A 26,071-nucleotide genomic window follows, 5' to 3' on the forward strand; every position below is an offset into this window, starting at 1 on the left:
AGGACGAGAATGTCCGTCGCCCAGCAGCCCTCCCCGGGCCCCGGCGTGGTGGACCACGCCGCGCTGGAGAAGCAGCTGGAGCAGCACTGGGGTGAGCGCCCTTCGCTGCGTACCTGGTTCAGCACCGTGGACCACAAGCGCATCGGACGGCGCTACCTGGTCACCGCCGCCGGTTTCTTCGTCCTTTCCGGACTCGACGCGGCCGCGCTGCGGGCCCAGCTGGCCCGGCCCCGCGAGCACTTCCTGTCCTTCGAGGAGTACAACCAGCTGTTCACCATGCACGGCACGGCGATGATCTTCCTGTTCGCCACGCCCATGCTGTTCGGCTTCGGCAACTTCCTCTTCCCGCTCATGCTCGGCACCCGCGACATGGCCTTCCCGCGGCTGAACGCGTTCGGCTACTGGGTTTTCCTGTTCGCCGGGCTGGTGATGTTCTCCAGCCTGGCCGCGGGGAACGGGCCCGACGGGGGCTGGTTCGCCTACGTGCCGCTGACCACGAAACCGTATTCCCTCGGGCTCGGCCTCGACGTGTACTCCCTCGGCCTGCTGTTCCTCGGCGTCTCGACCACGGCGGGCGCGATCAACTTCGTCGTGACCGCGTTCAAGCTGCGGGCCCCGGGCATGTCACTGAACCGGGTGCCGATCTTCGTCTGGGCGCTGGTGGCGACCTCGTTCATGGTGCTGTTCGCCCTGCCGCCACTCAATGTCGCCAATGGACTGCTGTTCCTCTCCCGCCGCTTCGGCGCGCACTTCTTCGATCCGGGCACCGGCGGGAACGTCCTGCTTTGGCAGCACCTGTTCTGGCTGTTCGGGCATCCGGACGTCTACATCATCGTGATGCCCGCGCTGGGCATCGTCTCCGCGATCATCCCGGTGTTCAGCCGCCGCGGCATCGCCGCCTACCCGCTGGTGGTGCTGTCCATCGTGACCACCGCGATCGTCGCCTTCGGCGTGTGGGTGCACCACATGTTCGCCACCGGCCTGCCCCAGCTGTCGATGAGCTTCTTCAGCGCCGCCAGCCTGCTGATCACCATCCCGTCGGGCATCCAGATCTTCGCGTGGCTGGCCACGATGTGGCTGGGCAAGATCGTGCTGCGGGTGCCGATGCTGTTCGTCATGGGGTTCATCTTCGTGTTCGTCCTCGGCGGGTTCACCGGCGTGATGTTCGCGCTCGTCGCCTTCGACCAGCAGGTCACCGACTCCTACTTCGTGGTCGCCCACTTCCACTACGTGCTCTTCGGCGGCGCGGTGTTCCCGATCCTCGCCGGGCTCTACTTCTGGTTCCCGAAGATCACCGGGCGGATGTACCACGAGGGCCTGGGCCGCTGGGCGTTCGCGCTGGTGTTCGTCGGGATGAACCTGACCTTCTTCCCGATGCACGTCTCGGGCCTGCTCGGCATGCCGCGGCGGATCGCCACCTACCCGGACGGCATGGGCTGGAACGGCTGGAACCTCGCGTCCTCGATCGGGGTGGCGGTGCTCGCGCTCGGGCTGCTGCTGGTGCTGGGCGGACTGTGGTACGCGATGCGCCGCGGGGAGAAGGCACCGCCGGATCCGTGGGGCGGCGACACTCTGGAGTGGACGATGCCCTCGCCGCCGCCGCACTTCAACTTCGCGGTCATCCCGGCGGTGCACAGCCTGCACCCCAACTGGGACGAGCGCACCGCCGCCTCGCTGCACCGCGCGGGCGAGGACCGCACGCTGGCCGGGGGCCGCATGGCGGCGACCACCACCGAACTCGACGGAAGCTACGACAAGGCCCAGGAAATGGCCGAGGAGTCGCTCAAACCGTTCGTCGTCGCGGTGGGCCTGCTCATCGGGGTCGTCGGGCTGCTGCTGTCCGTCTACTGGGTGGCGGGCGTCGGGGCGGGCATCGCCTTCGTCACCATCGCCGCTTGGCTGTGGCCACCGGAACGAACCCCGCAGGAGGCAGGTGTGACGTACTGATGTCCGCGCTCGAAGCCGCCAGGGAGAGCACCAGCCCGCAGGCGCTGACCACGGAGATGCCCTCCGGCCGGACCCCGGCCTGGTGGGGCATGGTGCTGTTCGTGCTGACCGAGGCGACGCTGTTCGCCGTGCTGCTCGGCAGTTTCTTCTACCTGCGCTTCCAGCATCCCGCCCAGTGGCCGCCCGGCGGCATCGAAAAACCGGAACTGGAACGGCCGCTGATCATGACCGCGGTCCTGCTGCCGAGCAGCCTGCCGGTGATCTGGGCCGAGCGCGGCATCCGCAAGGGGCAGCGCTGGCGCCTGCGGCTCGGCCTGCTCGCCACCTTGCTGATGGGCCTGTCGTTCCTGACCGTCCAGGGCCTGGAGTACGCCAGCGACCTGCAGAAGTACACCTTCACGACCAACGTCTACGGCTCGCTGTTCTACACCATCACCGGTTTCCACGGCCTGCACGTGACCATCGGCCTGCTCATGGTGGCGTGGCTGCTCGCGGCGGCCCTGCGCGGCAGTTTCGGCTACCGGCGGCACGAACGCGTCCGGCTGACCGCGATCTACTGGCATTTCGTCGACATCGTGTGGGCGGGCATCCTGTTCACCATCTACCTGTCGGAGCGGCTGTGATGACCGCACCGGCCGTCTCCCCGAAGGCGCACCACCGCGGCGGGCTGCTGCTGTGGTTCGCCGTGCTGGGCGGTGCGATCGCCTGGGCGCTGCATCTTGCGGCCGCCTGGAGCACCGACGAGCTGGCGTGCTTCGCCGGGCACCACGAAATCTCCGGTACCCCGCTGTACGTGGTGATCACGCTGATGGTGGTCATCCCCGGCGTGATCGCGCTCGCCGCACTCGGCACGGCCCTGCTCGTCCGGCACCGCACGAGCGGCACGGCCGTCGAGGAGGGACGGCCCGACGGCACCCGGCGGGACCGCACGAGGCTGCTGGCCACCGTGGGCATCTGGGCCAACCTGCTGTTCGTGGCGATCATCGCCTTCGACGGCGTCGCAGTGGTGGTGATCCCGCAGTGCCGGTCCTGACCTCACCCGCCCTGCCGCTGGCGCACGCCACCGCCGGCGGTGACGCCGAACGCTGGTGGGAGCTGGCCGGTGTCCTCGTGCTCGCCGGGCTCGCCGCGGCCTACGGCCGTGGCGTGCAGGAACTGTGGCGGCGCGGCGGCCGCGGATCCGCCGTGCGCGCCGCCCGCGCAGCGGCGTTCGCGGGCGGGATCGCCGCCGTCGTGGTGGCGCAGAGCCCGCCGGTGCACCGGTTCGCCGAGGACTCGTTCACCGGCCACATGAGCCAGCACATGATCCTGCTCGTGGTGGCGGGACCGCTGCTGGCGGCGGGGGCGGCCGGGCTGCCGCTGTCGCTGGCGCTGCCCCGGCGCGCCCGGCTGTCCTGGTCCCGCCTGCGGGCCGGCGCCGTGGGCCGCTGGCTGCGGGGCCCTCTGCACCGGGGCATCGTCGTCGGCACCTTCCAGGTCGCGGTGCTGTGGTTCTGGCATCTGCCCGCACCGTACCTGTCCGCGCTCGAGCACCCGGCCGTGCACGCGGCCGAGCACGCGAGTTTCGTGCTCGCCGCGTGGCTGCTGTGGTCGGCCGTGCTGGCCCCGGGACGGCACCGGCTGGCCGGGCCCGCCGCCTTCCTGCTCCTGTTCGCCACCGGGATGGCGGCCGCGGCGCTGGGCGCCGTGCTGACGCTGGCCCCCGCCCCGCTCTACCCCGCCGGAGTGCTCGCCGAGGGCGACCCGCTGGCCGACCAGCAGCGGGCCGGGCTGGCGATGTGGATTCCGATGGACGTGGTGGACGGCGTGCTCGCCCTCGCCCTGTTCGCGGGGTGGCTGTCCCGGCAGGAGCGCCGGACACCGGGCGACCGCGACCTCGCCCCGCCACCGGCCGAGGAGGTGACGGGCTGATGCGCCGCCCGCGAAAGGTCTGGACCAGCTTGGGCGGCGTCGCCGCGGCGGGCGCGCTGGCCGCCTGCTCGGCGGCCGCCCCCGCCCCTCCCCCCGAGGTGCCGCTCGGCTCCCCCGCCCGCGGCGCGCAGCTGATCCAGCAGTACGGCTGCGGGTCCTGCCACACGGTGCCCGGCGTCTCCGGTGCCACCGGTCTGGTCGGGCCGCCGCTGACCCGTTTCGGGGCCCGCTCCTACATCGCGGGCGAACTCCCCAACAACGGCGACAACCTCCAGCGCTGGATCCGCGATCCGCGCGGGGTCGAACCCGGCACCGCCATGCCGAACCTCGGGGTGAGCCCGCTGGACGCCCGCGACATCGCGGCCTACCTGTTCACCCTGAAATGAAAGGGGGAAACGTGTACCTGGCCCGGCACCGCGGTCGCCGGTCGCGCCGCCTGCTCGCCGCCGTCGCGGTACTCGGGTTCCTCCTGCTGGTACCCGCGCTCACCGCGAGCGGCGACGCCGGAACCATGAAGGCGGCGGGCCCCGGCCTCGCGCAGCCCGCGCCCGACCGCGGACGCGAGCTGTACCAGCAGAACTGCGCGAGCTGCCACGGTCCGGCCGGGCAGGGCACGCAGCGCGGCCCGTCGCTGGTCGGCACCGGCCCCGCCTCGGTGGACTTCCAGCTGAGCACCGGGCGGATGCCGCTGCGCACCGAACAGGCCGAACCCCAGCACCAGGACGCCAAGTTCGGGCCCGCCGACATCCAGGCCCTGGTCGCCTACGTCGCGGGCTTCGGCCCCGGCGGCCCCCCGATCCCGCAGGTCGGGCCCGGCGACCTGCGCACCGGGCAGGAGGCCTACCTCGCCAACTGCGCCGCCTGCCATTCGAGCACCGGGGTGGGCGGCCCGCTGACCGGCGGACAGGTCGCACCCGCGTTGTTCCAGGCCACGCCCACCCAGATCGCGGAGGCCGTGCGGGTGGGTCCGCTCCTGATGCCCGCCTTCACCCAGGGACAACTGCCCGACGACGAGCTCAACGGCATCATCGCCTACCTCGGCTACCTGCAGGGGAAACAGGGCAATCCCGATCCCGGCGGCCTGTCGCTGGGCCGCATCGGCCCGATCACCGAGGGCGCGGTCGGCTGGGGCCTCGGCCTGCTGCTGGTGGTGCTCGTGGTGCGGCGCCTGGGAAGCAGGGCCCAGTGACCACCGGACCACAGAGGACACGCCAGACGGAGTGGGCGATCTTCGCCTCCTTCGCCCTCGCCGCACTCGGCGGGATCGCCTTCGCGGTGTTCTTCGTGCTCGGCGGCCAGACCCGGTTCGAGGGCGCTTCGCTCGCCGTCGCCTTCGGCGGGCTCGCGACGGGACTGGGGCTGTGGGCGATCCGGCTGCTGCCCTCGGGTGGCCACGTGGAGGAGCACGAAGGGTTCTCCTCGCCCGAGGTGGAACGCAGCGAGGTGGTCGACCACCTCGTCGACCTCGGACGGCCCCGGCGGCGACGGTGGCTGGTCCGCCTGTTCGGCCTCGCCGGGGGCACGATCACGGTGGCCCTGCTGTTCCCGCTGCGCTCGCTGCTGCAGCCCCAGGGCGGCGCGCTTCCCCCCAAGGCACTGGCCGAGACGCCGTGGCGGGCCGGTGGAGTGCGCCTGATCGACCGCAGCGGCCGCCCGGTCCGCCCCGAGGACGTGTCCGCGCAGTCCATCGAGATCGTCTACCCCGAGCACCACCCCGACGCCGGGGACGCGCCCGCCTTCCTCGTCCGGCTCGACCCGGCGCGGCTGCAGGACCCGCCGCCGGGCGGGCAGGTCGGCGGGATCGTGGCGTACTCCCTGCTGTGCACCCACGCCGGGTGCGCCGTCGCGCTGTACCTGGAGGGCACCGGGCAGGTCCTGTGCCCGTGCCACCAGTCGGTGTTCAACCTGCTGCGGGCGGCGCGGCCGGTCGCAGGCCCGGCGTCGCGGCCGCTGCCCGGCCTGCCGATCTTCGTCGACGCCGACGGCTACCTGCGGGCCTCCGGCGACTTCACCTCCCCGCCAGGGCCCGGGTACTGGAGCAGGCCATGACCGTGCGCAGGGTGGTGACCGCCGCCGACTCCCGCCTGCGCCTCGCGCCGTTCCTGCGCAAGGCGTTCGAGAAGATCTTCCCCGATCACTGGACGTTCATGTTCGGGGAGATCGCGCTGTACTCGTTCGTCGTCCTCGTGCTCACGGGCACCTTCGTGGCGCTGTTCTTCGATCCCAGCACGGCGCAAACGGTCTACCGCGGCAGTTTCGAGCCGATGAACGGCAAACTCACCTCGGCCGCCTACGCCTCGGCGATCTCGCTGAGCCAGGACGTGCGCGCCGGGCTGCTGATCCGGCAGACCCACCACTGGGCGGCGCTGGTGTTCATCGCCGCGATCGTGCTGCACCTGTGCCGGATCTTCTTCACCGGCGCGTTCCGCAGGCCCCGCGTGGTGAACTGGCTGATCGGCGTGACCATGCTGGCCCTGGCGCTGCTCAACGGGTTCACCGGCTATTCGATGCCGGACGACCTGCTGTCCGGGACCGGGCTGCGCATCGCGTACTCGGTGACCCAGTCGGTGCCGCTGGTCGGGGCGTGGCTGGCGTTCCTGCTCTTCGGCGGCGAGTTCCCGGCCGACCAGACCGTGCCGAGGATGTTCGTCGCGCACGTGTTCCTGGTGCCCGCGCTGCTGGCGGTCCTGATCACCGCGCACATGCTGATCCTGATCCGGCAGAAGCACACCCAGTTCCCGGCGCCGGGACGGCGGGAACGCAACGTGGTCGGCTCCCGGCTCTGGCCCGCCTACACCGTCCGCACGCTCGCGCTGTTCCTGGCGGTGCTCGCCGTCCTTTTCGGACTCGGCGGGCTGTTCCAGATAAACCCGGTGTGGCTGTACGGGCCGTTCAACCCGGCGAGCGCCACCGTTCCGGCCCAGCCCGACTGGTACGTGGCGTGGGAGGAGGGCGCGCTGCGGTTGTTCCCCTCGGCCGGGTTCCGGATCTTCGGCTACCTGGTGCCCTCGCCGTTCTTCCCCGGTGTCGTCCTGGGCGCGCTGACCTTCCTGCTGCTGTACGTGTGGCCGCTGCTGGAGCGGTGGTGCACCGGCGACCGGGCCGATCACCAGCTGCTCGACCGGCCGCGCGACCACCCCGCCCGGCTGGGCATCGGGGTGGGGCTGCTGTGCTTCTACGTCCTGCTCGTCGTGGCCGCCGCCGACGACGTGATCGCCCGGACGCTGCTGGTGCCGATCACCTCCGTCGTGTACGCGTTCCGCGCCCTGATCCTGACCCTGCCGTGGCTCGCCGGGCTCCTCGCCTACTTCCTGGCCAAGGCGGCCCGCCACACCCGGGGCGGCTTCGGCGAGATCACCAGGGCCGACCTCAGGGCGGCGGCCCGCCGATCCCGCCCGCAGGGGGGCGCGGCGGAACCGGTCCCGGCGCGCCTGGAGTGCTGGGCCGAGCCCGGCCCGCGGTGGAAATGGCGCTACGTCGAGCATCCGGAGGCGAAGGAGCCGCTGGTGCTGGTGAGCACCAAGCACTACCCGTCCCGTCAGGCGGCGGCCGACGCGGCGCGGCTGGCCTACCCGGGTACCCCGGTGCGGACGGTCTCACGGCCCCCCTCCCGCACCGCCGCCGCACCGTCCCCCAAGCCCGAGCGGCCCCGGGGCCGGGTGTTCACGGCGGTCACCGCGGTCACCGTCTGGCTGCTCGGCCGGAAACGCCACCCCGACGACTGACTCCCCGCTTGTGTCGCACCCTCCGCAAACCTCCGCAAATCGGAGGTGGAACTCAGGTTGCCGAACGTGGGACACAACCGCACGAGGGTGGGACTCGCGGGGGCGGGTCAGCGGCGGGTGCGCAGGATCGTGGCGCCGCCGAGGGCGGCCAGTGCCGCGGCGAGCACCGGGCCCGCCGTGCGGGCGAGCCGCCGGGGCAGCGGCGGCCGCGGTTTGCCGGGCGGGCCGGCCTTCCCGTCCGCCATGGCCAGCACCTGCCCGCTGTGCAGCGCGGTGCGCCCGGTCCCGGCGTCGGCGATCTGCGTCTTGCACGAGAACCCGTTCGCCACCACCAGCGTCGCCGGATCGGCGGACCGGACGGCGGGCAGCAGCGCCTGTTCGCCGCAGTCCATCGAAATCCCGTACTTGCCGTCTTCGAAGCCCCACGAACCGGCCAGGCCGCAGCAACCACCGGTCAGGCTTTCCACTTCCAGCCCCGCCTTCTCCAGCAACTGCTGCTCGGACTTCATCCCGCCGGTCGCCCGGTGGTGGCAGTGGCCCCACAGCAGGGCCCGCCCGGTCAGCTTCGGCGGTTCGATGCCGTAGGTCTGGAAGAACTCGGCGAAGTGGTGGACGTTGGCGGCGAGCCTTCGGGCGTCGTTGTCGTGCGGCAGCATCTTGGTCAGCTCGTCCTTGAACACCGCCACACAGCTGGGTTCCATGCCCACCACGGGGGTGTCCTCACGGACGTGGACGCGCAGCTGGTCCAGCACCCGCCGCAGGTAGCGCTCGGCCATGCCGAGGAAGCCGTAGTCGTAGAGCGGGCGGCCGCAGCAGACGTGCGTCTCGGGCATGATCACGCGCCACCCCGCCGCTTCGAGCGCCTCGACGCAGGCGACACCGACGTCGGTATGCAGGTGGTTGTTGAAGGTGTCGGGGAACACCACGACGGCCCTGCCCGTCTTGTTGGCCGTGCCACCCCGGCGGCGGAACCACTCCTGCAGCGTCATCGGCGCGAACTCCGGGAGTGGCCGCCGCTGGTCGATCCCGGCGGCGAACCGGGCCAGATGCGCCAGGCCGGGGGTCTGGGTGACCGCGTTGACCAGTTCGGGCAGCCGGACCGCCAGCCGCGCCACCTGGTCGATGAAGCCGAAGGCGTACGCGTGCCGGGGCCGCCACCGCCGCCACGACCGGTAGTGGTGGTGCCGGAACTCGGCCTTGTAGGTGGGCATGTCCACATTGACCGGACAGTCGTTGGTGCATCCCTTGCACGCCAGGCAGAGGTCGAGCGCCTCGGCCACCTCCCGCGACTGCCAGCCGTCGGTGATCACCTCGCCGCGCAGCATCTCGAACAGCAGCCGGGCCCGCCCGCGGGTGGTGTGCTTCTCCTCCTTCGTGACCTGGTAGCTCGGGCACATGGTCTGTTCGGCATGCGGCACCCGGCATTTCCCCACCCCCACGCACCGCAGCATGGCGTGCGCGAAGTCGCCGCCGTCCTGCCGGTAGGTGAAGGCGGTCTTCGGCCGGGGAGGGTTGTAGTCGGGGCCCAGCCGGAGGTTCTCGTCCAGCCGGTAGGCGTCGACCACCTTGCCCGGGTTCATCTTGGCGCGCGGGTCCCAGATCAGCTTGAACTCGCGCATCGCCCGCACCAGTTCCGGCCCGTACTGGCGGTCCAGCAGTTCCGCGCGCTGCTGTCCGTCTCCGTGCTCACCGGACAGCGACCCGCCGAAGGAGGTGACCAGATCGGCCGCCTCTTCCAGGAACCGGCGGTAGGCCAGGACCCCTTGCCGCGTCTTGAGGTCGAAGTCGATCCGCGAGTGGATGCACCCCTGGGCGAGATGGCCGTACATCGCGCCGCGCAACCCGTGCGCGTTCATCAGGCCCCGCAGTTCCCGCACGTACTCGCCGATGCGGGCCGGCGGCACCGCGGAGTCCTCCCATCCGGGCCAGTGGTCCCGGCCCGCGGCGAACGCGGTCGCGCCGAGCCCTCCCTCCCGGATCCGCCACAGGTGCTCGGCACTGCCGCCTTCCTGGGTGCTGCGCGCGATCAGCATCCGTTCCGGCGCGTAGTGCTTCTTGCGCCGCAGCCAGGAGGTGAACTCTTCGGCGCGGCGCAGGGACACCTCACCCTCGTCCGCGCCGAACTGGACCAGCAGCCAGGCATCGCCCTGGCGGTACGGCAGTTCCGCCAGGTCCTCGGTGTTCATGGCCAGTTCCTGCTGGTCGTCGATGAGGCGGCGGTCGAGCACCTCCAGCCCGATCGGCCCCCAGTTCGCGATGATCTCGTTGGTCTCGTCGGCGGCCTCGGCCAGGTCGTCGAAGCCGACCACGACCAGGGTGCGCGCGAGCATCGCGGGAGTGAGCTTGAGCCGGGCCCGCAGCACGCTGACGCAGGTGCCTTCCGTGCCGGTGACCGCCCGCGCCACGTTGAAGCCCTTTTCGGGCAGCAGTTCGTCCAGGTTGTACCCGGACACCCGCCGCGGCATGGTCTCCACCGACGGGTAACCGGCCCGGATCCGGTCCGCGTAGCGGTCGCGGAGATCGCGCAGCGCGGCGTAGATCTCGCCCTTGCGGCCGCCTTCGGCGATGATGCGGTCCAGGTCCGGTTCCTCGTTCACGCCCACCCAGAACCGCTCGCCGTCGTAGGTGACGACCTCCAGTGCGTCCACATTGTCCGCGGTGCGGGGCCCCGGACCGTACAACTGGGACTGTACGGAGTGGATCCCGCACGAGTTGTTGCCGACGTTGCCGCCGATGGTGCACCGGGAGTGCGAGGACGGGTCCGGCCCGAACACGAGGTTGTGTTTCCCGGTCTGCCGGTTGAGATCCTCGTTGATCACGCCGTTCTCGCAGGTGACCAGGCGCTGCTCGGCGTCGATCTCCTCGACCCGCGTGAGGTACTTGGAGTGGTCGATCACGACGGCGTAGTTCACCGTCTCGCCGGACAGGCTGGTTCCGCCGCCGCGGCTGAGGATCGGCGCCCCGAAATGGTGGCAGATCCGGTGGGTGGCGACCACGTCGTCGAGTGTTTTCGGGACCACCACACCGATCGGCACCTGACGGAAGTTGGAGGCATCGTTGGCGTAGAGCGCCCGTGAGCCGCGGTCGAACCGCACCTCGCCCGACACGGCGGCCGCCAGTTCCCTTTCCAGTTCCCGCACGTCGAGCCGCTGCCTGCCCCGCGGCGGGCCCGGGATCTCCGGAGCGGACTTGGCCGGGACGTTGAGAAAACGGTTCTCGCGCAGGCCCCGCGTGTGTGTCGGCTTCAGCGTCATGGCTTCGCCGCCCTCACCGGGATGCCGAGTCGCGACCGGGCAACTGCTCGTAGAACTCCACGAGCTTCTGCCGGAAGCCCCGCACCGCCAGCCCGGCCTTTTCCGGTTCCTTCAGCTCGGCCTTGGCCGCCTTCTTGCCCTGCTCGTACATGATGTGCGGCGGGATCGGCGGGATCTCGGCGTCCACCTTGAACTCCACCACCACCGGTCCGGACCCGTGCAGCGCCTCGTCCCAGGCGGCGCCGATCCCGTCCGGTTCCTCGCAGTAGATCCCGCGCAGCCCGACCAGTTCCGCGTAGCGCGCGTACGGGATGTCGGGAATGTCCTGTGAGCCCGGGAACTTCGGGAAGCCGCCCATCGCGCGCTGCTCCCAGGTGACCTGGTTGAGGTCCTGGTTGTTGAACACCGCGAACACCAGCGGCGGGGAACCACCGAGCCGGTCGGCGTACCGGCGCACGGTGATCATCTCGTTCATGCCGTTCATCTGGAAGGCACCGTCGCCGACGAAGGCGATCACCGGCCGGTCCGGGAAGGCGAACTTCGCCGCGATCGCGTACGGCACCCCCGGCCCCATCGTGGCCAGCGTCCCCGACAGCGAGGCGCGCATGCCCGCCCGCAGTTTCAGCTGGCGGGCCCACCAGTTCGTGGCCGAGCCGGAATCCGCGGTGAGGATGCACCCGTCGGGCAGCTTCGGGGACAGCACGTGCGCGACGGCCTGCGGGTTGATCTTGCCGTCGAAATGCTGGCCCGCGCGGTCGGCGAGGACGCGGTCCCAGGTACGGACGTCGCGCTCGATCTTCTCGCGCCAGCCGCGGTCCTGTTTGGTCTCCAGCAAGGGAAGCAGCGCCTTGAGCGTCTCCTTGGCGTCACCGACGAGGTGGGCCTCCATCGGGTAGCGGATGCCGATCATCCGGCCGTCGATGTCGATCTCCACCCCGCGCGCACTGCCCTCGTCCGGCAGCCATTCGGCGTAGGGGAAGCTCGACCCGATCATGAACAGCGTGTCGCAGTTCATCAGCATGTCGTCGCTGGCCTTGGACCCGAGCAGGCCGACGGGGCCGGTGACGAAGGGCAGGTCGTCCGGGAGCACCTCGCGCCCGAGCAGTGCCTTGGCCACACCCGCACCGAGTTTCTCCGCCGCCTCCACCACCTCTGCGGTGGCGTGCGCCGCGCCCTGCCCGACCAGCATCGCGACCTTCCTGCCCTCGTTGAGCACGTCCGCGGCCCGCCTCAGCTCGGCCTCGTCCGGCAGCAGTCGAGGCTGGCTCCAGCCGACACTGGAGTACACCGCGCCGTGGGTCTTCGGCGGCGAGGGCACCGCCTTCTCCTCCTGGATGTCCTCCGGGATGATGATGGTGGCGACTCCGCGCTCGGTGAGCGCGGTCTTGAAGGCGCGGTCGATGACGTGCCGCACCTGGGCGGGATGCATGCACACCTGCACGAACTCCGACACGTCGGAGAACAGGTTGTCCAGCGCGATCTCCTGCTGGTAGTGCGCGCCCTGCGAAATCCGCTTCTGCTGCCCCACGATCGCGACCACCGGCTGGTGGTCGAGCTTGGCGTCGTAGAGACCGTTGAGCAGGTGCACCGCCCCCGGACCGGAGGTCGCCATGCAGCAGCCGACCTCACCGGTGAACTTGGCGTGGGCGCAGGCCATGAACGCGCCCATCTCCTCGTGCCGGGGCTGGATGAACTCGGGGTCCCCCTGCGCCCGCTCGAACGCCCCCAGCATGCCGTTGATGCCGTCGCCGGGGTAGGCGAACACACGGTGCACACCCCACTGGCGAAGCCGGTCCAGCACGTAGTCCGCGACCTTCATCTGGTCCTCCTCAGCAGGCGAACGGGTCCCTCCAGCGCCTACCCGCCGGGTAGGCGCGGAAAACCTTGCCCTGGGCAAGAATTTTCCCGAGGAAGGGGAAACGCGACGTCCCTTTTGCCGTGGGCGGGTATCGGGGAAACACTGGTGACCAGGACCGGGCGACCACCACGGAGAAGGCATGCCGACGACCGAACAGGTTCACCGCCTGCTGGAGCAGGGCCTGGACTACCCGGAGATCGGGCGGCGGCTCGGTGTCCCGGCCGGGCAGGCCTACCTGATCGCCACCGGGCTGCCCGCCGACGGAAGCGACGCCCCCTCGCCAGAGGAACGGCGGCGGCGCGGGCTGCGGCTGCGAAGCCAGGATCTGGCGAACCCGCCGCACGAGAACCCGGCGAGCAGCGCCAAGGTGCACGACTGGATCGCCGAACGGGTACGCGCCGACACCCAGATGCGGGCGGCGGCCGAAGTGGACGGTTGACGGCGGCGGATCCGGGTAGACGGCGACGGGTGAAACGGAGGTGTCACGAATGGCCGTACCGCGGTGGATCGAGGGCTGGCCGGTGTACCGGCAGTTCCGGGACGGGGACGCGACCGGCCGCGGCGCCGCCGCCAAGAGCGAGCACAGCAGGACCCTCGCTCCGCGCACCGTCGAGGCCGACAAGGTCGTCAAGTCGGTCTGTCCCTACTGTGCCGTGGGCTGCGGCCAGAACGTCTACGTCCGGCAGGGCAAGGTCACCCAGATCGAGGGCGACCCGTCGTCGCCGGTCAGTCGCGGAAGGTTGTGCCCGAAGGGGGCCGCGAGCCTGCAGCTGACCACCGGCGCGGCCCGCGAGCACCGGGTGCTCTACCGCCGTCCACACGGCACGGACTGGGAGCCGCTCGATCTCGCCACGGCGATGGACATGATCGCGGAACGGACCATCGCCGCCCGCGCCAAGGGCTGGGAATGGGACGCCGGGGGCGTCCGCACCCGGCGCACGCTGGGGATCGCCAGCCTCGGCGGCGCCACCCTGGACAACGAAGAGAACTACCTGCTGAAAAAGCTGTTCACCGCACTGGGCGCGATCCAGATCGAGAACCAGGCCCGCGTTTGACACTCCTCCACGGTTCCCAGTCTGTGGACCTCCTTCGGCCGCGGTGGCGCGACGACCTTCCAGCAGGACCTGGCCAATGCCGACTGCATCGTCATCGAGGGCTCCAACATGGCCGAATGCCATCCGGTGGGATTCCAGTGGGTGATGGAGGCCAAGGCCCGCGGCGCGAAGCTCATCCACGTCGACCCCCGCTTCACGCGCACCAGCGCGCTGGCCGACCTCCACGTCCCGTTGCGGGCCGGCACCGACATCGTCTTCCTGGGCGGGCTCGTCCGCCACGTGCTCGAGGAGGAGAAGTACTTCCGCGAATACGTCGTCGCTTACACCAACGCGGCCACCATCATCGGTGAGGAGTTCGCCGACACCGAGGACCTCGACGGGGTCTTCTCCGGGCTGGACCGCGAGAACCGGACCTACGACCACCGCACCTGGCGCTACGAGGGGGCGGAAGTGCAGGCCGCGTCCGGCCACCGCGACCAGGAATGGCAGGAGCGCACCCGCGGCGGCGCGTCCGTGCGCGAGGCCGCCCGGGGCGAGGCGCACGGTTCCGGCGGCGCCGAGGTCGGCGCCGAACCGCGGACCGACGAGACCCTGCAACACCCGCGCTGCGTGTTCCAGATCCTCAAACGGCACTACGCGCGCTACACGCCGGAGATGGTCGAGGAGATCTGCGGCGTGCCGCAGGACACCTTCCGCCAGGTCTGCCGCCTGGTCACCGAGAACTCGGGCCGCGACCGGACCACCGCCTTCGCCTACGCGGTCGGCTGGACCCAGCACAGCGTGGGCGTGCAGTACATCCGCACCGCGGCGATCCTGCAGGCCCTGCTCGGCAACATCGGCCGTCCCGGCGGGGGCATCCTCGCGCTGCGCGGCCACGCCAGCATCCAGGGCTCCACCGACATCCCGACCCTGTTCAACCTGCTGCCCGGCTACCTCCCGATGCCGCACGCGCACGCCAACGAGGGCCTGGACGCCTTCGTCGAAGCCGAGGGCACGAAGAAGGGCTACTGGGGCAACATGCGCTCCTACCTGATCAGCCTGCTCAAGGCCTGGTGGGGTCCGGCGGCCCGCCCCGACAACGACTTCTGCTTCGACTACCTGCCCCGGCTCACCGGGAGCCACAGCACCTACGAAACGGTGCTCGCGCAACTCGAGGGCCGGTGCAGCGGATACTTCCTGCTGGGCGAGAACCCCGCGGTCGGCTCGGCGAACGCGAAGATGCAGCGCCTGGGGATGGCGAACCTGGACTGGCTGGTCGTACGCGACTTCTCCCTGATCGAAAGCGCGACCTGGTGGAAGGACGGGCCCGAAATCGAAACGGGCGAACTGCGCACCGAGGACATCGCCACCGAGGTGTTCTTCCTCCCCGCCGCCGCGCACACCGAAAAGGACGGCAGTTTCACCAACACCCAGCGAATGCTCCAGTGGCACCACCAAGCCGTCGAACCGCCCGGCGACGCGCGCAGCGACCTGTGGTTCGCCTTCCATCTGGGCAGGAAGATCCGGGAGAAGCTGTTCGCGGCCGCCCTGAAGGAGTCCACTTCGGACCGTCAGCGCGAGCGCGACCGGCCGGTGCTGGAGCTGACCTGGGACTACCCCACCAAGGGTGAGATCGCCGAGCCCGACGCCGAAGCCGTGCTCGCCGAGATCAACGGCTGGAACGCCGAGGCCGAACCGCTGAGCAGCTACGAACAGCTGAAACCGGACGGCTCCACCGCCTGCGGATGCTGGATCTACTGCGGGGTCTACTCGGGCGGTGTGAACCAGTCCGCCCGGCGCAAGCCCGGCAACGAACAGAACTGGGTGGCGCCCGAATGGGGCTGGGCGTGGCCGGCGAACCGCCGCATCCTCTACAACCGGGCCTCCGCCGACCCCGGCGGCGAACCCTGGAGCGAGCGCAAGGCACTGGTGTGGTGGGACGCCGAAAAGGGCAAGTGGACCGGCCACGACGTGCCCGACTTCAAGGTGACGAAACCGCCGGACTTCCGGCCGCCCGAGGGCAGCACCGGCCCGGAGGCGCTCTCCGGCACCGACGCCTTCGTCATGCAGGCCGACGGCAAGGCCTGGCTGTTCGCCCCCGCCGGGCTGGTCGACGGGCCCCTGCCCACGCACTACGAACCGCAGGAATCGCCGTTCACCAACCTGCTCTACCCGCAGCAGCGCAACCCGGTCCGGCAGATGCTCAGGCACCGGGACAACCGGTTCCAGCCCAGCGGCCGGGAACCGGGGGCGGAGGTGTTCCCGTACCCGCTGACCACCTACCGGCTCACCGAGCACCACACCGCGGGCGGGATGAGCCGCTGGCTGCCCTACCTCTCGGAGCTCCAGCCCGAACTGTTCTGCGAGGTCTCCCCGGAACTCGCGGCCGAGCGCGGGCTGACGCACCTGGGCTGGGCGACCATCGTCACCGCGCGGACCGCGATCGAGGCGAGGGTGCTGGTCACCGACCGGATCACCCCGCTGACCGTGCAGGGCCGCACGGTGCACCAGGTCGGCGTCCCCTACCACTGGGGGCCCAACGGGCTTTCCCGGGGCGACGCGGCCAACGAGCTGACCTCGCTGGCCCTGGACCCCAACGTGCACATCCAGGAGGTCAAGGCCCTGACCTGCGATATCCGCCCGGGACGGCGTCCGCGCGGGCCTGCGCGGGTGGAGCTGGTGCGGGAGTACCAGCGGCGGGCGGGCATCACCGACGAGACCGGACGGGAGAGTTGACATGAGCGCCGAACCGGATCTGGGCTACTCCGACCGCCCGCCCCGCCTGGGTTTCTTCACCGACACCACCGTCTGCATCGGCTGCAAGGCGTGCGAGGTGGCGTGCAAGGAGTGGAACGCCATTCCGGACGACGGGCTCACGCTCACCGGGATGTCCTACGACAACACCGGCGGGCTCGGCGCGGACACCTGGCGGCACGTGGCCTTCATCGAGCAGCGCAAGCCGATCGCGCGGCAGGATCCCGGCCTGCACCACGACATCGACGTGCTGGCGATGGCCGGGAACGGCTCCGCCGCCCCGCCCGCCCAGGCGGCCGGCCCCGGCGACCGGTTCCGCTGGCTGATGGCCTCCGACGTGTGCAAGCACTGCACGCACGCGGCCTGCCTCGACGTCTGCCCGACCGGTTCGCTGTTCCGCACCGAGTTCGGGACGGTGGTGGTGCAGGAGGACATCTGCAACGGCTGCGGCTACTGCGTGCCCGCGTGCCCGTACGGCGTGATCGACCAGCGCGAGGGCGACGGCCGGGTGTGGAAGTGCACGCTGTGCTACGACCGGCTGGGCGTGGGCATGGAACCGGCGTGCGCGAAGGCCTGCCCCACCGACTCCATCCAGTTCGGACCGCTGGACGAGCTCCGCGAGCGCGCCCGCGACCGGCTCGGGCTGCTGCACGAGGCCGGTGTCGCGGACGCGCGCCTCTACGGCGAGGACCCCGGCGACGGGGTCGGAGGCGACGGGGCGTTCTTCCTCCTGCTCGACGAGCCGGAGGTCTACGGACTGCCGCCCGACCCCGTGGTCACCACGCGCGACCTGCCCGCGATGTGGCGGCACGTGGCCGGGGCGGCGGTGTCGCTGGCGGCCGGGGCGCTCGCGGCCTTCGCCGGCACGATGCTCGGGAGGCGACGGTGACCCGCGACCAGGACAACCCCCGGCCCGGCCGGGAAGCCATGACCGGGGTGGCGGCCGGACGGCGACGGCGCCGCGGCGAGTTGCCGATGGTGCCCGACGCCCGTTTCACCTCCTACTACGGCAAACCCGTGCTCAAGGCCCCGGTCTGGCATTCCCCGGACATTCCCGGTTACCTCTTCCTCGGCGGCCTCGCCGGGGCCTCCTCGGTGCTCGCCGCCGGGGCGCAGGCCACCGGCCGCCACCGCCTGGCGCTGGTGGCCAAGACCGGCGCGTTCGGCGGCATCGCGCTCTCACTCGCCGGGCTCGTCCACGACCTGGGGCGGCCCGCCCGGTTCCTGCACATGCTGCGGGTGGTCAAACCGAGTTCCCCGATGAACGTCGGATCGTGGCTGCTGGCCGCCTACGCGCCGCTGGCGGGCGCGTCGGCGTTGTCCGCGGTGACCGGCAGGATGCCTCGCACCGGCGCCGCCGCCACGGCCGGTTCCGCGTTGCTGGGCCCCGCCGTCGCCGCCTACACCGGTGCCCTGGTCAGCGACACCGCCGTCCCGGCCTGGCACGACGGCTATCGGGAGATGCCCTACGTGTTCGTCGGCTCGGGCGCCGCGGCCGCCGGCGGGCTGAGCCTGATCGCCGCGCCGGAAGGCGAACACCAGCCCGCGCGCAACCTCGCCGTGCTCGGCGCCGCGCTCGAACTGGCCGCGTTCACCCGGATGGAGAAGCGGCTCGGCATGGTGGCCGAGCCCTACCGGTCCGGCCGGTCCGGCCGCTACCTGCGGACGGGCGAGATCCTGTCCGTGGCCGGGATGCTCGGCGCACTGTGCGGCAGGCGCCGACGGGTCGTCCGGGTGCTCTCCGGTGCCGCGCTGCTGGCCTCCTCGGCCGCCACCCGCTGGGGAATCTTCCACGCCGGCAAGGCCTCGGCGAACGATCCGAAGTACACGGTGGTCCCGCAGCGCGAACGGCTGCGGGAACGGACGTGAACCCGGCCTCACAGCCACCGCGTCCCGGCCTGCCCCCCGATCGAGAGGTCACCGCTCGCCTCGGCGAACGCGGTGAGCGCGCGCACCAGGCCCCGGCGCGTCCCGCCCGGCATCCGGTCAACGATCCGGGCGACCTCGGTGCGCCGCCGCCGCATCACCTCCCGTACCGCCCGCGTCCCGTCGCCGGTCAGCTTCACCACCAGTTCCCGCCGTGAGTCCGGGTTGGCCTCGCGCGTCACCAAGTTCGCCGCGACCAGCCGGTCCACCATGCGCGTCGTCGTCGACGGGTTCACCCCGAGCGCCTCGGCGAGCGCCGTGGGCTTCAGCGGCCCGCGCGCGAAGAGCACCACCAGCAGGCGGAACTGCGAGAGGGTGATCGACTCGTCCACCGACGCGATCGACCGCGCCGATATCGCCACCAGCAGCCGTGACGCGGTCAGCACGGCATCGGTCATCGCGTCGACGTCGTCGGGTGCCGGGATTGCGGGCTCCCGGGGCGGCAGGCGGGTGCGGCGGGAAGACACCTACCCCTACTACCCGCCCCGCGGGCGATACATGCTTCTCACAACGATTGCCCTGACCAAGGTTAGGCGGTGTATCGAAGTCGACGGCGTTGGTCAACCGGATTTCGCGTCATTCAATAGGAGGAGATCCCGCAACCAGGGACCGCCTGAGGTTCCGCCACCCGCACCGCTACCCAAGCCAGGTTGATACAGGCCTTAGCGGCGCTCGCCGGTATTGCGGGCCTCGAGGGCCGCGCCGAGCGCCTCGGCGGTCTCCGCCGTGGCCTGCTCAGGCACGGGCGGGACCGCCGAACGCATCCGGGCGAGCCCGAGCATCCCCGCCCCGGCGGCGGCGAGGGAAACGACCATGCCCACGACCAGGGTGGCCAGCCACTCCGGCAGCACCTTCGCCAGCAGCAGCACCGCGCCCCGCAGCATCAGTCCGCCCCCGTAGAGCGCCAGCACCACGGCCATCGCGGCGAGACCGGTGGCCACGCCGCCCTCCTTCATCTTCCGTTTCGTCTCGCCCAGCGCGATCCGCAACTCCCGGCGCGCCAGCTCGCCGATCCGCCCGCCCAGTTCGGCGGCCACCTCGTCACCGCTACCCGCCGTCATGCCCGCTCTCCTCACCTCGTGCCGTCCCCTCCCGGGGTCCGGGTACCCGGACCCGCGCCCGGCACTCCCCCGCCGGGACCCCGCGGGCACTTCCCCTGAGGGGACCCTGAACAGGGCCGGGGCGAGCCGTGAAGGGGCCTTCACGGCCAACGCCGAACGGTGGGGAGCCCGGGAGTGTCAGGCAGCCAGGCGGCCCAGCACGTGCGCGTATCGCCGGAAGCCTGCCTTGATCTCCGCGGGCGACGGGGAATCGGGGCGCAGGACGCCCGGGAGCAGGGCCGCGCGCCACAGGCGCAGGGTCTGCGACGGCGCCGTCACGTGATCCGGCCCGGCCAGCACACCCGCCAGCCGGACGACCTCCACGATGGCCGGTGCCAACTCGCCGGTCAGCTCCGCGGCCTGCGTGACCGCGGCACCCACCAGGGCATGAAGCAGGCTCGCCAGCTGCAAGTCCCCGCCCACCGCCACGACACGCCCGAGCACCTCCGGATCCGCCAGGTCCGGCGGGAAGTCCTCGATGTAGCCCGAGTGGATCGCCAGGTATCCGACGATATCGGCCACCGTCGTGTCCGCGGCGCTCACCCAGATGGCCCGGTTCCGGAAGATGTCGAGCACGGCCGGGGACAGGCCGCCGATCCGCGCCACGAGACCGAGAATGCGATCGAGTTCACCGCCGCGGGAACGCGCGAAGTCGGCCACCCTGAACTCGCCCGGTCCGCCCGGCGGCATGCTCGCGGCCGCACCCAGGTGCACGAGACCCCACAACGGCCCGAATATCTCGTAAGCCAGTGCTTCCTCGGAGACCCTCATCCTACCCTTTCCCGACCGCGTCAGAAGTTTCCGGAGAAGAAACGCATGATCGCTTCGTTCGTCGGAACGACGTCAGTTATACCCTCGTTGATCAGCTGAATTCCTTCCGGGGTGTTGACGAAGTATTCCGGCTGGTTCCGGCCCGGTCCGCCGAGCTGCCGGACCGAATCGGCGAAGTCCTCGGGCACCTCGACCCTGACGATCTTGCCGCCGACCCCGTACTGGGTGGCCGCGCGCTGGAAGTCGTCGGTCAGGTAGACCCCGCCTTCCGGCGTGTACTCCCGCTTGCCGTCGACCGCCTTGTTCAGCGAGAACTGGTCACCCTCGAAGTCCTTGGAACCGTGGTAGAGAACCTTCTTGCCGGGCGGGGCGTCCGGATTGTTCTGCGGATAGAGCCCGAACGGGTCGATCTGCCAGATCGGGTTGGACACGTAGGCGTACGGATTCGGCGACGGGGCCAGCCCGAGCGGATCACTGCTCTGATATCGCGCCGTGGCGGGTTCGTAGTAACGATGGAAATTGTAGTGAAGCCCGGTCTCGGAATCGTGGTACTGGCCAGGAAACCGAAGGTCGCATTCCGCCGGACCGACCGCGGACCGGACACCCCACAGACTGGCCGTCGCGCGTCCGGCCAGGATTCCGTCGGGGGTGACCAGTTCCGCGGGAGAGCCGCTCAGGTCGGCGACGATCGCGTAGAAGGCTTCGTCGACGCGATCCCGCTCGCCGTCGCCCGCGAACTTCCGCTCGAACTGGAGCATCGGGGTGAAACTCCCCGGTTCCAGCTCCCAGGTGGTCGTCCCGCCCTCGCGCAGCTGCTCGGCGAGCACGTTGCCATCCCAGGTGAACTCGACCCGTTCCAGCACCGTGACCCGGTCCTGCGCCAGCCTTTCCTTGGCGATCCGGCGGCCCAGCGCGTCGTACCGGTAGCGCCAGTGCTGCCCCTCCGGAGTGTCCGCCGCGGTCATCCGGCCCTTCGGATCCCAGGTGTAGTGCCAGGCCCGCCCCTCGCCGTCCGGCCGCGCGACCTCGCGGCACACGACTCTGCCTTCACGGTCGTGCCGGTAACTCACCTTCCCCGCGCGCCGGAGCAGGGCACCCGCGTATTCGCGTTCGCCCTGGGCGGCGGCGTCCGGATCGTCCCCCAGCGCGGGCCAGCTGGCCAGCACGAGGTTTCCCGCCGCGTCGTAGGCATAGCGTTCCTCCCAGCCGTCGCCCAGTACGGAGGCGACGCGGCCGTTCGCGTCCAGACCGTACTCGCGGGCACCCGCCAGCTGGTCGACGCTCCGGGTGACCCGTCCATCGGCGCGATACCGGTACGACCGGCGCTGCAGAACCCGCTCGCCTCGCTCCCGGCCACCGGGTGCGCCGGAGGTGGTGACCGATTGCGCGCGCAGCCGGTGGTTGGCATCCCAGATCTGGGTCAGTGCGACCGAACCGAGCAGGCGACGGGTTTCACGGCCGGCCCTGTCGTAGCCGAAGCGCATCCGCCGCCCGGCGGCGACCAGGCTCGACGGCCTGCCGTTCGAGCCGTATTCCCAGGTGCTCTCGGTGCCGGAAGGCGTGCGGCGGCGGATCCGGCGGCCGAGCACGTCGTAGGCCGACTCGACGGTGCGGCCGTTGACCGTCTCGGCCACCACGCGTCCCAGCACGTCCCGTTGCAGCAGGACGTCGGCGTCGGCGTTCGCCGCCCGAACCAGGCGGCCGTCCGCGTCGTAGGCGAAGGTGGTGACCGAACCCTCGCAGTGTTCCTCACGAACGTTTCCGAGGGCATCGCGCCGGAAGACGGTGACCTCGCCGTTGCCGTTCGTGTATTCGGCGATCCGGCGCGCGGCGTCGTAGCCGTAGCGGAGCTTCCTGCCGTTGAAGTCGGTTTGCTCGACCAGGTTCCCGGCCGCGTCGTAGCGGTAGCGCCAGGTCAGCCCGCGGGAATCGACCACGGCGACCCTGCGCAACTCGGTGTCGTAACGGAACTCCAGCCGCGAACCGTCGGGGCCGGTCTCCGCGACGGGGAGGTCGAAATGATTGACCTCGACGCGAGTGGTGTTTCCCAGCGGGTCGATGTGGCTGAGCGTGTTGCCCTCACCGTCATACGACCAGCGTTCCGTCGCGCCGTCGGGGAGCGTGCGGGACAGCGGCTTGCCCTCGACCGTCCACCCGAACCGCGTCATTCCGCCGAGCGGGTCGATGATCGCGGTCACCCGCCCGAACACGTCGCGGCGATACCGCGTCACGGCACCGTCGGGTGCGGTCACGGCAACCGGGAGCCCGGCGCGGTCGTTGTCGATCCGGGTGGTCTGCCCCAGCGCGTTCGTGGACGAAACGAGGCAGCCGCGCTCGTCGTAGGCGTAGCGGGTGACCGCTCCGGCCGGATCCACGGCGGCGGTGCGGTTGCCGCGGTCGTCGTATTCCTGGCGCCACCGCGCCCCGCCCGGCGCCACGATGCCGACCGGCAGGCCCTGTCCGTTGTATTCGGCGTGGGCGCGCGTGCCGTCAGGCCGCTCGATGGCGGTGAGGTTGCCGTCCTCGTCATAACGGTAACGGAAGGTGTTCCCCAGCGGGTCGGTTCTGGACAGCAGCCGGTTGTGCCGGTCCCAATCCGAAACCGTCTCCGCGCCGAGCGGATCGATTTCCCGGACTATCTGGAACTGTTCGTTCAGCTGATAAGTGGTGGTGTGGCCGAGGGAATCGGTTCGCCGGGTGGTGCGGTTCCGCTCGTCGAACTCCAGCGTGCAGTCCAGGAATCCCCCCGCACCGCGGGCCTCGATGCATCTGCCGAGCCCGTCGTAGCGGTAGCGGTACCACATTCCGTTCGTGTCTTCCCAGCCGGTGAGCCTGCCCGCCGGGTCGTAGTCGAAACGGACCGGCCTGCCCGAGGAATTGACGACCTCGACGAGCCTGCGGCCGGCGTCGTACCGGTATCGCTTGAGGCGGATGTCCCGGCCTTCCGGGTTCGCCAGACGGAGTTCGCTGATCAGGCCGTCCTCGGTCGTCACGAGAACGCGGTAGCCCGCGGAGTGCGTGATTTCGGCAAGCAGGCCGCTCGCTTCGTACCGGAAGTCGATCCGGTTTCCGTTCCGGTCGCTGATCGCACTGATCGGCAGGCGGTCCCCGCCACCGGCCGCGAAATGCAGGGTACGGCCGAGCTTGCGGTTGGTCACGGTGAAACCGCCGTCCCCGGCCCGCGCCAGCGGCCACGGGGTACCGTGCACGGGCAGCACCGGCTCCCCGGCGGCCGGAACGGGATAGGTGAGCAGCATGCCGTCGGCCGCGACGAAATGCACCACGTCCCCGGCGACCTCGATCTTCTGGTCCACAGTGGACGACCAGGTGGGCCCGAACCAGCGGCCGTAGGCATGATCCGAGCGATGCGACCGGCTGAGCACCAACGGCAGGGTCCCGGGCAGTTCCACGTCGACCTGATCCAGGAACACCCGGCCGGTGGTCAGATCGATGGGGTCGTCCGTGGCCGGTGTCTCGGCACTGGTCTTCGAAGTCCTGGGCGGCTCGCTGTTTTCCACCTTCGGCGGGTCGGAACTCCCCGAAGGCTGGGTGGAGGTGCCGCCCGAAGAGGGCTCGTCCGGCGAGGACGAGCCCGTCGTACCGTCGGAGGCCGACGACCCCGCCGAAGGTTCGTCGGTGCCGCTCGGCCTGGTGCCGTCGCCGGTGCCGGTGTGCGGTTCGTCGCCCGCGGAGGAGACGTGGGTGCTGTCGTCCCCGGCGCGCAGGTGGGGTTCCTCGCCGCCGTGGCCGTGGAGGGCGTTCATGACCTTCTTGATCGCGGCGAAGATCTCCTCCAGTTTGCTCATCATCGGCCGCAGCGCCTCGACCGAATTGATGAGCTTCTTGAGCAGCGCCCCGATCTTCTCGATCCACGCCGAAACCTGCTCCACCACCTGCGCCACCACCACCGGCGTGCCCAGCCCCAGCGAACAGACCTCTTCCAGCGCGTCCTGGATGAAATCCCCCACCGCCTGGGTGACCATGTCGCGGACCATGCCGCGCACGGCGCCGGTGATGACGCCGACGATCTGCACCACGGTGCCGATCGTCTCGGCACACGTCGCCGCCGCGCCGAGGTGATCGATCTTGTTCTTCAGCTGCGCCCGGTAGGTGTCGGCCGCCTGACCGGTCCAGTGCGCGGTGTCCCTGGTGACGGTGTCGGTGAGCTCCTTCGCCGACTTCTGCACCGCCTGCGCGACGTTCTTCCACGTCTGCGAATAGGCGGCGATCTGGTCGGCGTCACCGGCCAGCTGGTTGAGCGCGTCCTGCAAGGGCTGAACGTGCTCGATCAACCAGTTCAGTCCGTAGGAGATCAACGTGCCGACCGGGTTCATCGCCATGGTCAGCAGGTCCATGCCGGTCCCGAAGGCGGCGATACCTCCCTCGATCCAGCTCCCCGACTGCACCCCGTCGTACACGCCGGCGGCATCGTCGAGCACGTTGATCCCGGAATGCCAGGTGGTCGAATCCTGCTTCGCGGCGACCAGAGGGTTGCTCATCGCAACTCCTCACCCAATGCCTTCAGCGCCTGCGCGTGCGCCTGTTCGGTCGATTCGTAACTCGACACCGCCTTGGTCACCGCATCCGAAATCGAACCGATCGCCTGCTGCGACAACCCCAGGGTCACCAGCCCGGGCGCGGACACCGCCAGCACGATCGGCACGAACAACGGGCCGCAGATCATCCCGTAGGCCTGGATCCCCATCGTGACCTGTTCGGCGGCCGACAGCGCCTGTCCCAGCTCCCCCGCGATCCGCTGCACCGCCTGCGCGTGCGAGCTCAGCTCACCGGTTTCGACCGTATAACCCTCGTTCGTCATCCTGCGCCCCCATGATGTGCGGACCGGACCTCTTTTCCTCCGACGAGCATTACCGTTCCGGGGTTCCCGGGGCGCCGTTCTCGCGCGGAATACGGCCGAACAGACCAATACCGGAGGCCACAATTCCACCCCCTTCGAGCATTATGACCGTTTCGCCCGGACGGTCTTCCGGCGCGGCCGCTGAAGCGCGTTCCGGTAGCGTCGCCACAATGACGTGGAAGACGACGGCCAGGACGGCATCGCGTCGCCGGGTGCTCGGCCTGACCGGACTGGCGAGCCTGCCGGTCGTGACCGGCTGCGGAGCCGGGACCGGCCGGGGAAAGGCGGAAGCACCGGCCCCCGCCCCGGAGCCGGTCCACGCGGGCGACGACGTGGTCATGATCGTGCGGCATGCCGAGAAGCCGGCCGGAACCTCGGCCCCCTACGGGATCACCGCCGACGGGGTGCGCAGCGAAGGCTCACTCACCGTGCGGGGATGGACCCGCGCCGGGGCACTGGCCGGACTGTTCGCCCCTGCCGGGGACGCACCGGTCCGCGCCGGGCTCGCCCGACCCGCCGCGGTGTACGCGGCGGCACCCGACGGCGACAAGGAGCAGCGTCCATTGCAGACGGTCTCGGCGCTGGCCGCGCGGCTGGGCCTGACCGTGATCACGTCCCACGCCAAGGGGGGCGAGGCGGCGTTGGCCGCGGAGCTCGCCGTCCGGCACGGCCCCACCCTGGTTTCCTGGCAGCACGAGGACATTCCGGCCATCGCGGACGGACTGGGCCTGGTTTCCCCCGCCCCGCCCGGATCGTGGCCCGGGGACCGGTTCGACGTCGTGTGGGTGTTCGTCCGCTCCGGGCAGGGCTGGACGTTCCGTCAGGTCCCGCAGCTGCTCCTGGACGGCGACCGGCCCACGGTGATCGCCTGAGGATCCGCTTAAGGCGCCCCGCGACCCCTGGCCACGCCGCCCGCGCCCGGCGATCATGGGG

At 70.8% G+C, this 26,071-nt stretch carries 20 protein-coding genes; 13 read left to right on the top strand and 7 right to left on the bottom strand.

Translation table 11 applies throughout. From position 1 onward, the window contains the following. Positions 1-9: 9 nt before the first annotated feature. The 8 genes from ctaD to qcrB are packed head-to-tail and all read left to right on the top strand — an operon-like array spanning position 10 to position 7,583. Positions 10-1,947: a cytochrome c oxidase subunit I gene (gene ctaD, locus ORV05_RS17875; protein WP_268759644.1), complete on the top strand. Its 1,938-nt coding sequence runs from the start codon at positions 10-12 to the stop codon at positions 1,945-1,947. Further along, complete coding sequence (locus ORV05_RS17880) at positions 1,947-2,570, top strand: cytochrome c oxidase subunit 3 (RefSeq protein WP_268759645.1); 624 nt, start codon at positions 1,947-1,949, stop codon at positions 2,568-2,570. Before ctaD ends, ORV05_RS17880 begins: the two co-directional genes overlap by 1 nt. After that, positions 2,570-2,980 carry a hypothetical protein gene (locus ORV05_RS17885; RefSeq protein ID WP_268759646.1) on the top strand — a complete coding sequence of 137 codons (411 nt, stop codon included), beginning with the start codon at positions 2,570-2,572 and terminating at the stop codon, positions 2,978-2,980. Before ORV05_RS17880 ends, ORV05_RS17885 begins: the two co-directional genes overlap by 1 nt. Then, positions 2,968-3,858, top strand: coding sequence for a cytochrome c oxidase assembly protein (locus ORV05_RS17890; RefSeq protein WP_268759647.1), 891 nt, complete (start codon positions 2,968-2,970; stop codon positions 3,856-3,858). The genes ORV05_RS17885 and ORV05_RS17890 overlap by 13 nt, the downstream gene beginning before the upstream one ends. Beyond that, entirely contained in the window at positions 3,858-4,244 is a 387-nt protein-coding gene (locus tag ORV05_RS17895; protein ID WP_268759648.1) for a c-type cytochrome, read from the top strand. The genes ORV05_RS17890 and ORV05_RS17895 overlap by 1 nt, the downstream gene beginning before the upstream one ends. Positions 4,245-4,255: 11 nt before the next feature. After that, a complete protein-coding gene (gene qcrC, locus ORV05_RS17900; protein ID WP_268759649.1) occupies positions 4,256-5,047 on the top strand; it encodes a cytochrome bc1 complex diheme cytochrome c subunit in 792 nt (263 codons plus the stop codon). Next, positions 5,044-5,907, top strand: a complete 864-nt coding sequence (locus tag ORV05_RS17905) for a ubiquinol-cytochrome c reductase iron-sulfur subunit (protein WP_268759650.1) — start codon at positions 5,044-5,046, stop codon at positions 5,905-5,907. The genes qcrC and ORV05_RS17905 overlap by 4 nt, the downstream gene beginning before the upstream one ends. Then, complete coding sequence (qcrB, locus tag ORV05_RS17910) at positions 5,904-7,583, top strand: cytochrome bc1 complex cytochrome b subunit (RefSeq protein ID WP_268759651.1); 1,680 nt, start codon at positions 5,904-5,906, stop codon at positions 7,581-7,583. The genes ORV05_RS17905 and qcrB overlap by 4 nt, the downstream gene beginning before the upstream one ends. A gap of 107 nt (positions 7,584-7,690) precedes the next feature. Here qcrB and ORV05_RS17915 read toward each other — a convergent pair whose 3' ends face one another. Both ORV05_RS17915 and ORV05_RS17920 read right to left on the bottom strand, forming a co-directional pair. Next, complete coding sequence (locus ORV05_RS17915) at positions 7,691-10,837, bottom strand: FAD-binding and (Fe-S)-binding domain-containing protein (protein WP_268759652.1); 3,147 nt, start codon at positions 10,835-10,837, stop codon at positions 7,691-7,693. A 13-nt stretch (positions 10,838-10,850) separates the two neighbouring features. Continuing rightward, complete coding sequence (locus ORV05_RS17920; protein ID WP_268759653.1) at positions 10,851-12,656, bottom strand: thiamine pyrophosphate-requiring protein; 1,806 nt, start codon at positions 12,654-12,656, stop codon at positions 10,851-10,853. A 178-nt stretch (positions 12,657-12,834) separates the two neighbouring features. Between ORV05_RS17920 and ORV05_RS17925 the strand changes: the two genes are divergently transcribed. The 4 genes from ORV05_RS17925 to nrfD are packed head-to-tail and all read left to right on the top strand — an operon-like array spanning position 12,835 to position 18,352. Then, complete coding sequence (locus ORV05_RS17925; RefSeq protein WP_268759654.1) at positions 12,835-13,134, top strand: hypothetical protein; 300 nt, start codon at positions 12,835-12,837, stop codon at positions 13,132-13,134. A 49-nt stretch (positions 13,135-13,183) separates the two neighbouring features. Continuing rightward, a complete protein-coding gene (fdh, locus tag ORV05_RS17930; RefSeq protein WP_268759655.1) occupies positions 13,184-16,465 on the top strand; it encodes a formate dehydrogenase in 3,282 nt (1,093 codons plus the stop codon). Between the two features lies 1 nt (position 16,466). After that, entirely contained in the window at positions 16,467-17,372 is a 906-nt protein-coding gene (locus ORV05_RS17935) for a 4Fe-4S dicluster domain-containing protein (protein WP_268759656.1), read from the top strand. 38 nt (positions 17,373-17,410) lie between these two features. Continuing rightward, a complete protein-coding gene (nrfD, locus tag ORV05_RS17940; RefSeq protein WP_268759801.1) occupies positions 17,411-18,352 on the top strand; it encodes an NrfD/PsrC family molybdoenzyme membrane anchor subunit in 942 nt (313 codons plus the stop codon). Positions 18,353-18,360: 8 nt separating this feature from the next. Here nrfD and ORV05_RS17945 read toward each other — a convergent pair whose 3' ends face one another. From ORV05_RS17945 to ORV05_RS17965, 5 genes are all read right to left on the bottom strand, one after another. Then, positions 18,361-18,876, bottom strand: a complete 516-nt coding sequence (locus ORV05_RS17945) for a MarR family winged helix-turn-helix transcriptional regulator (protein ID WP_268759657.1) — start codon at positions 18,874-18,876, stop codon at positions 18,361-18,363. Positions 18,877-19,071: 195 nt separating this feature from the next. Next, positions 19,072-19,470: a phage holin family protein gene (locus ORV05_RS17950; protein ID WP_268759658.1), complete on the bottom strand. Its 399-nt coding sequence runs from the start codon at positions 19,468-19,470 to the stop codon at positions 19,072-19,074. A gap of 177 nt (positions 19,471-19,647) precedes the next feature. Then, complete coding sequence (locus ORV05_RS17955; RefSeq protein ID WP_268759659.1) at positions 19,648-20,280, bottom strand: hypothetical protein; 633 nt, start codon at positions 20,278-20,280, stop codon at positions 19,648-19,650. Positions 20,281-20,300: 20 nt separating this feature from the next. Further along, positions 20,301-24,779 carry an RHS repeat-associated core domain-containing protein gene (locus ORV05_RS17960; protein ID WP_268759660.1) on the bottom strand — a complete coding sequence of 1,493 codons (4,479 nt, stop codon included), beginning with the start codon at positions 24,777-24,779 and terminating at the stop codon, positions 20,301-20,303. Then, on the bottom strand, positions 24,776-25,099 hold the full coding sequence (locus tag ORV05_RS17965) for a type VII secretion target (protein ID WP_268759661.1): 324 nt from the start codon (positions 25,097-25,099) through the stop codon (positions 24,776-24,778). The genes ORV05_RS17960 and ORV05_RS17965 overlap by 4 nt, the downstream gene beginning before the upstream one ends. Positions 25,100-25,308: 209 nt before the next feature. Here ORV05_RS17965 and ORV05_RS17970 point away from each other — a divergent pair, with 209 nt between their 5' ends. Beyond that, positions 25,309-26,010 (top strand): hypothetical protein, encoded by a 702-nt coding sequence (locus ORV05_RS17970; protein WP_268759662.1) that lies wholly within the window; start codon positions 25,309-25,311, stop codon positions 26,008-26,010. Positions 26,011-26,071 lie beyond the last annotated feature (61 nt).

The organism is Amycolatopsis cynarae (assembly GCF_026802195.1).
In the GTDB taxonomy this organism is placed as follows: domain Bacteria; phylum Actinomycetota; class Actinomycetes; order Mycobacteriales; family Pseudonocardiaceae; genus Amycolatopsis_E; species Amycolatopsis_E rhizosphaerae.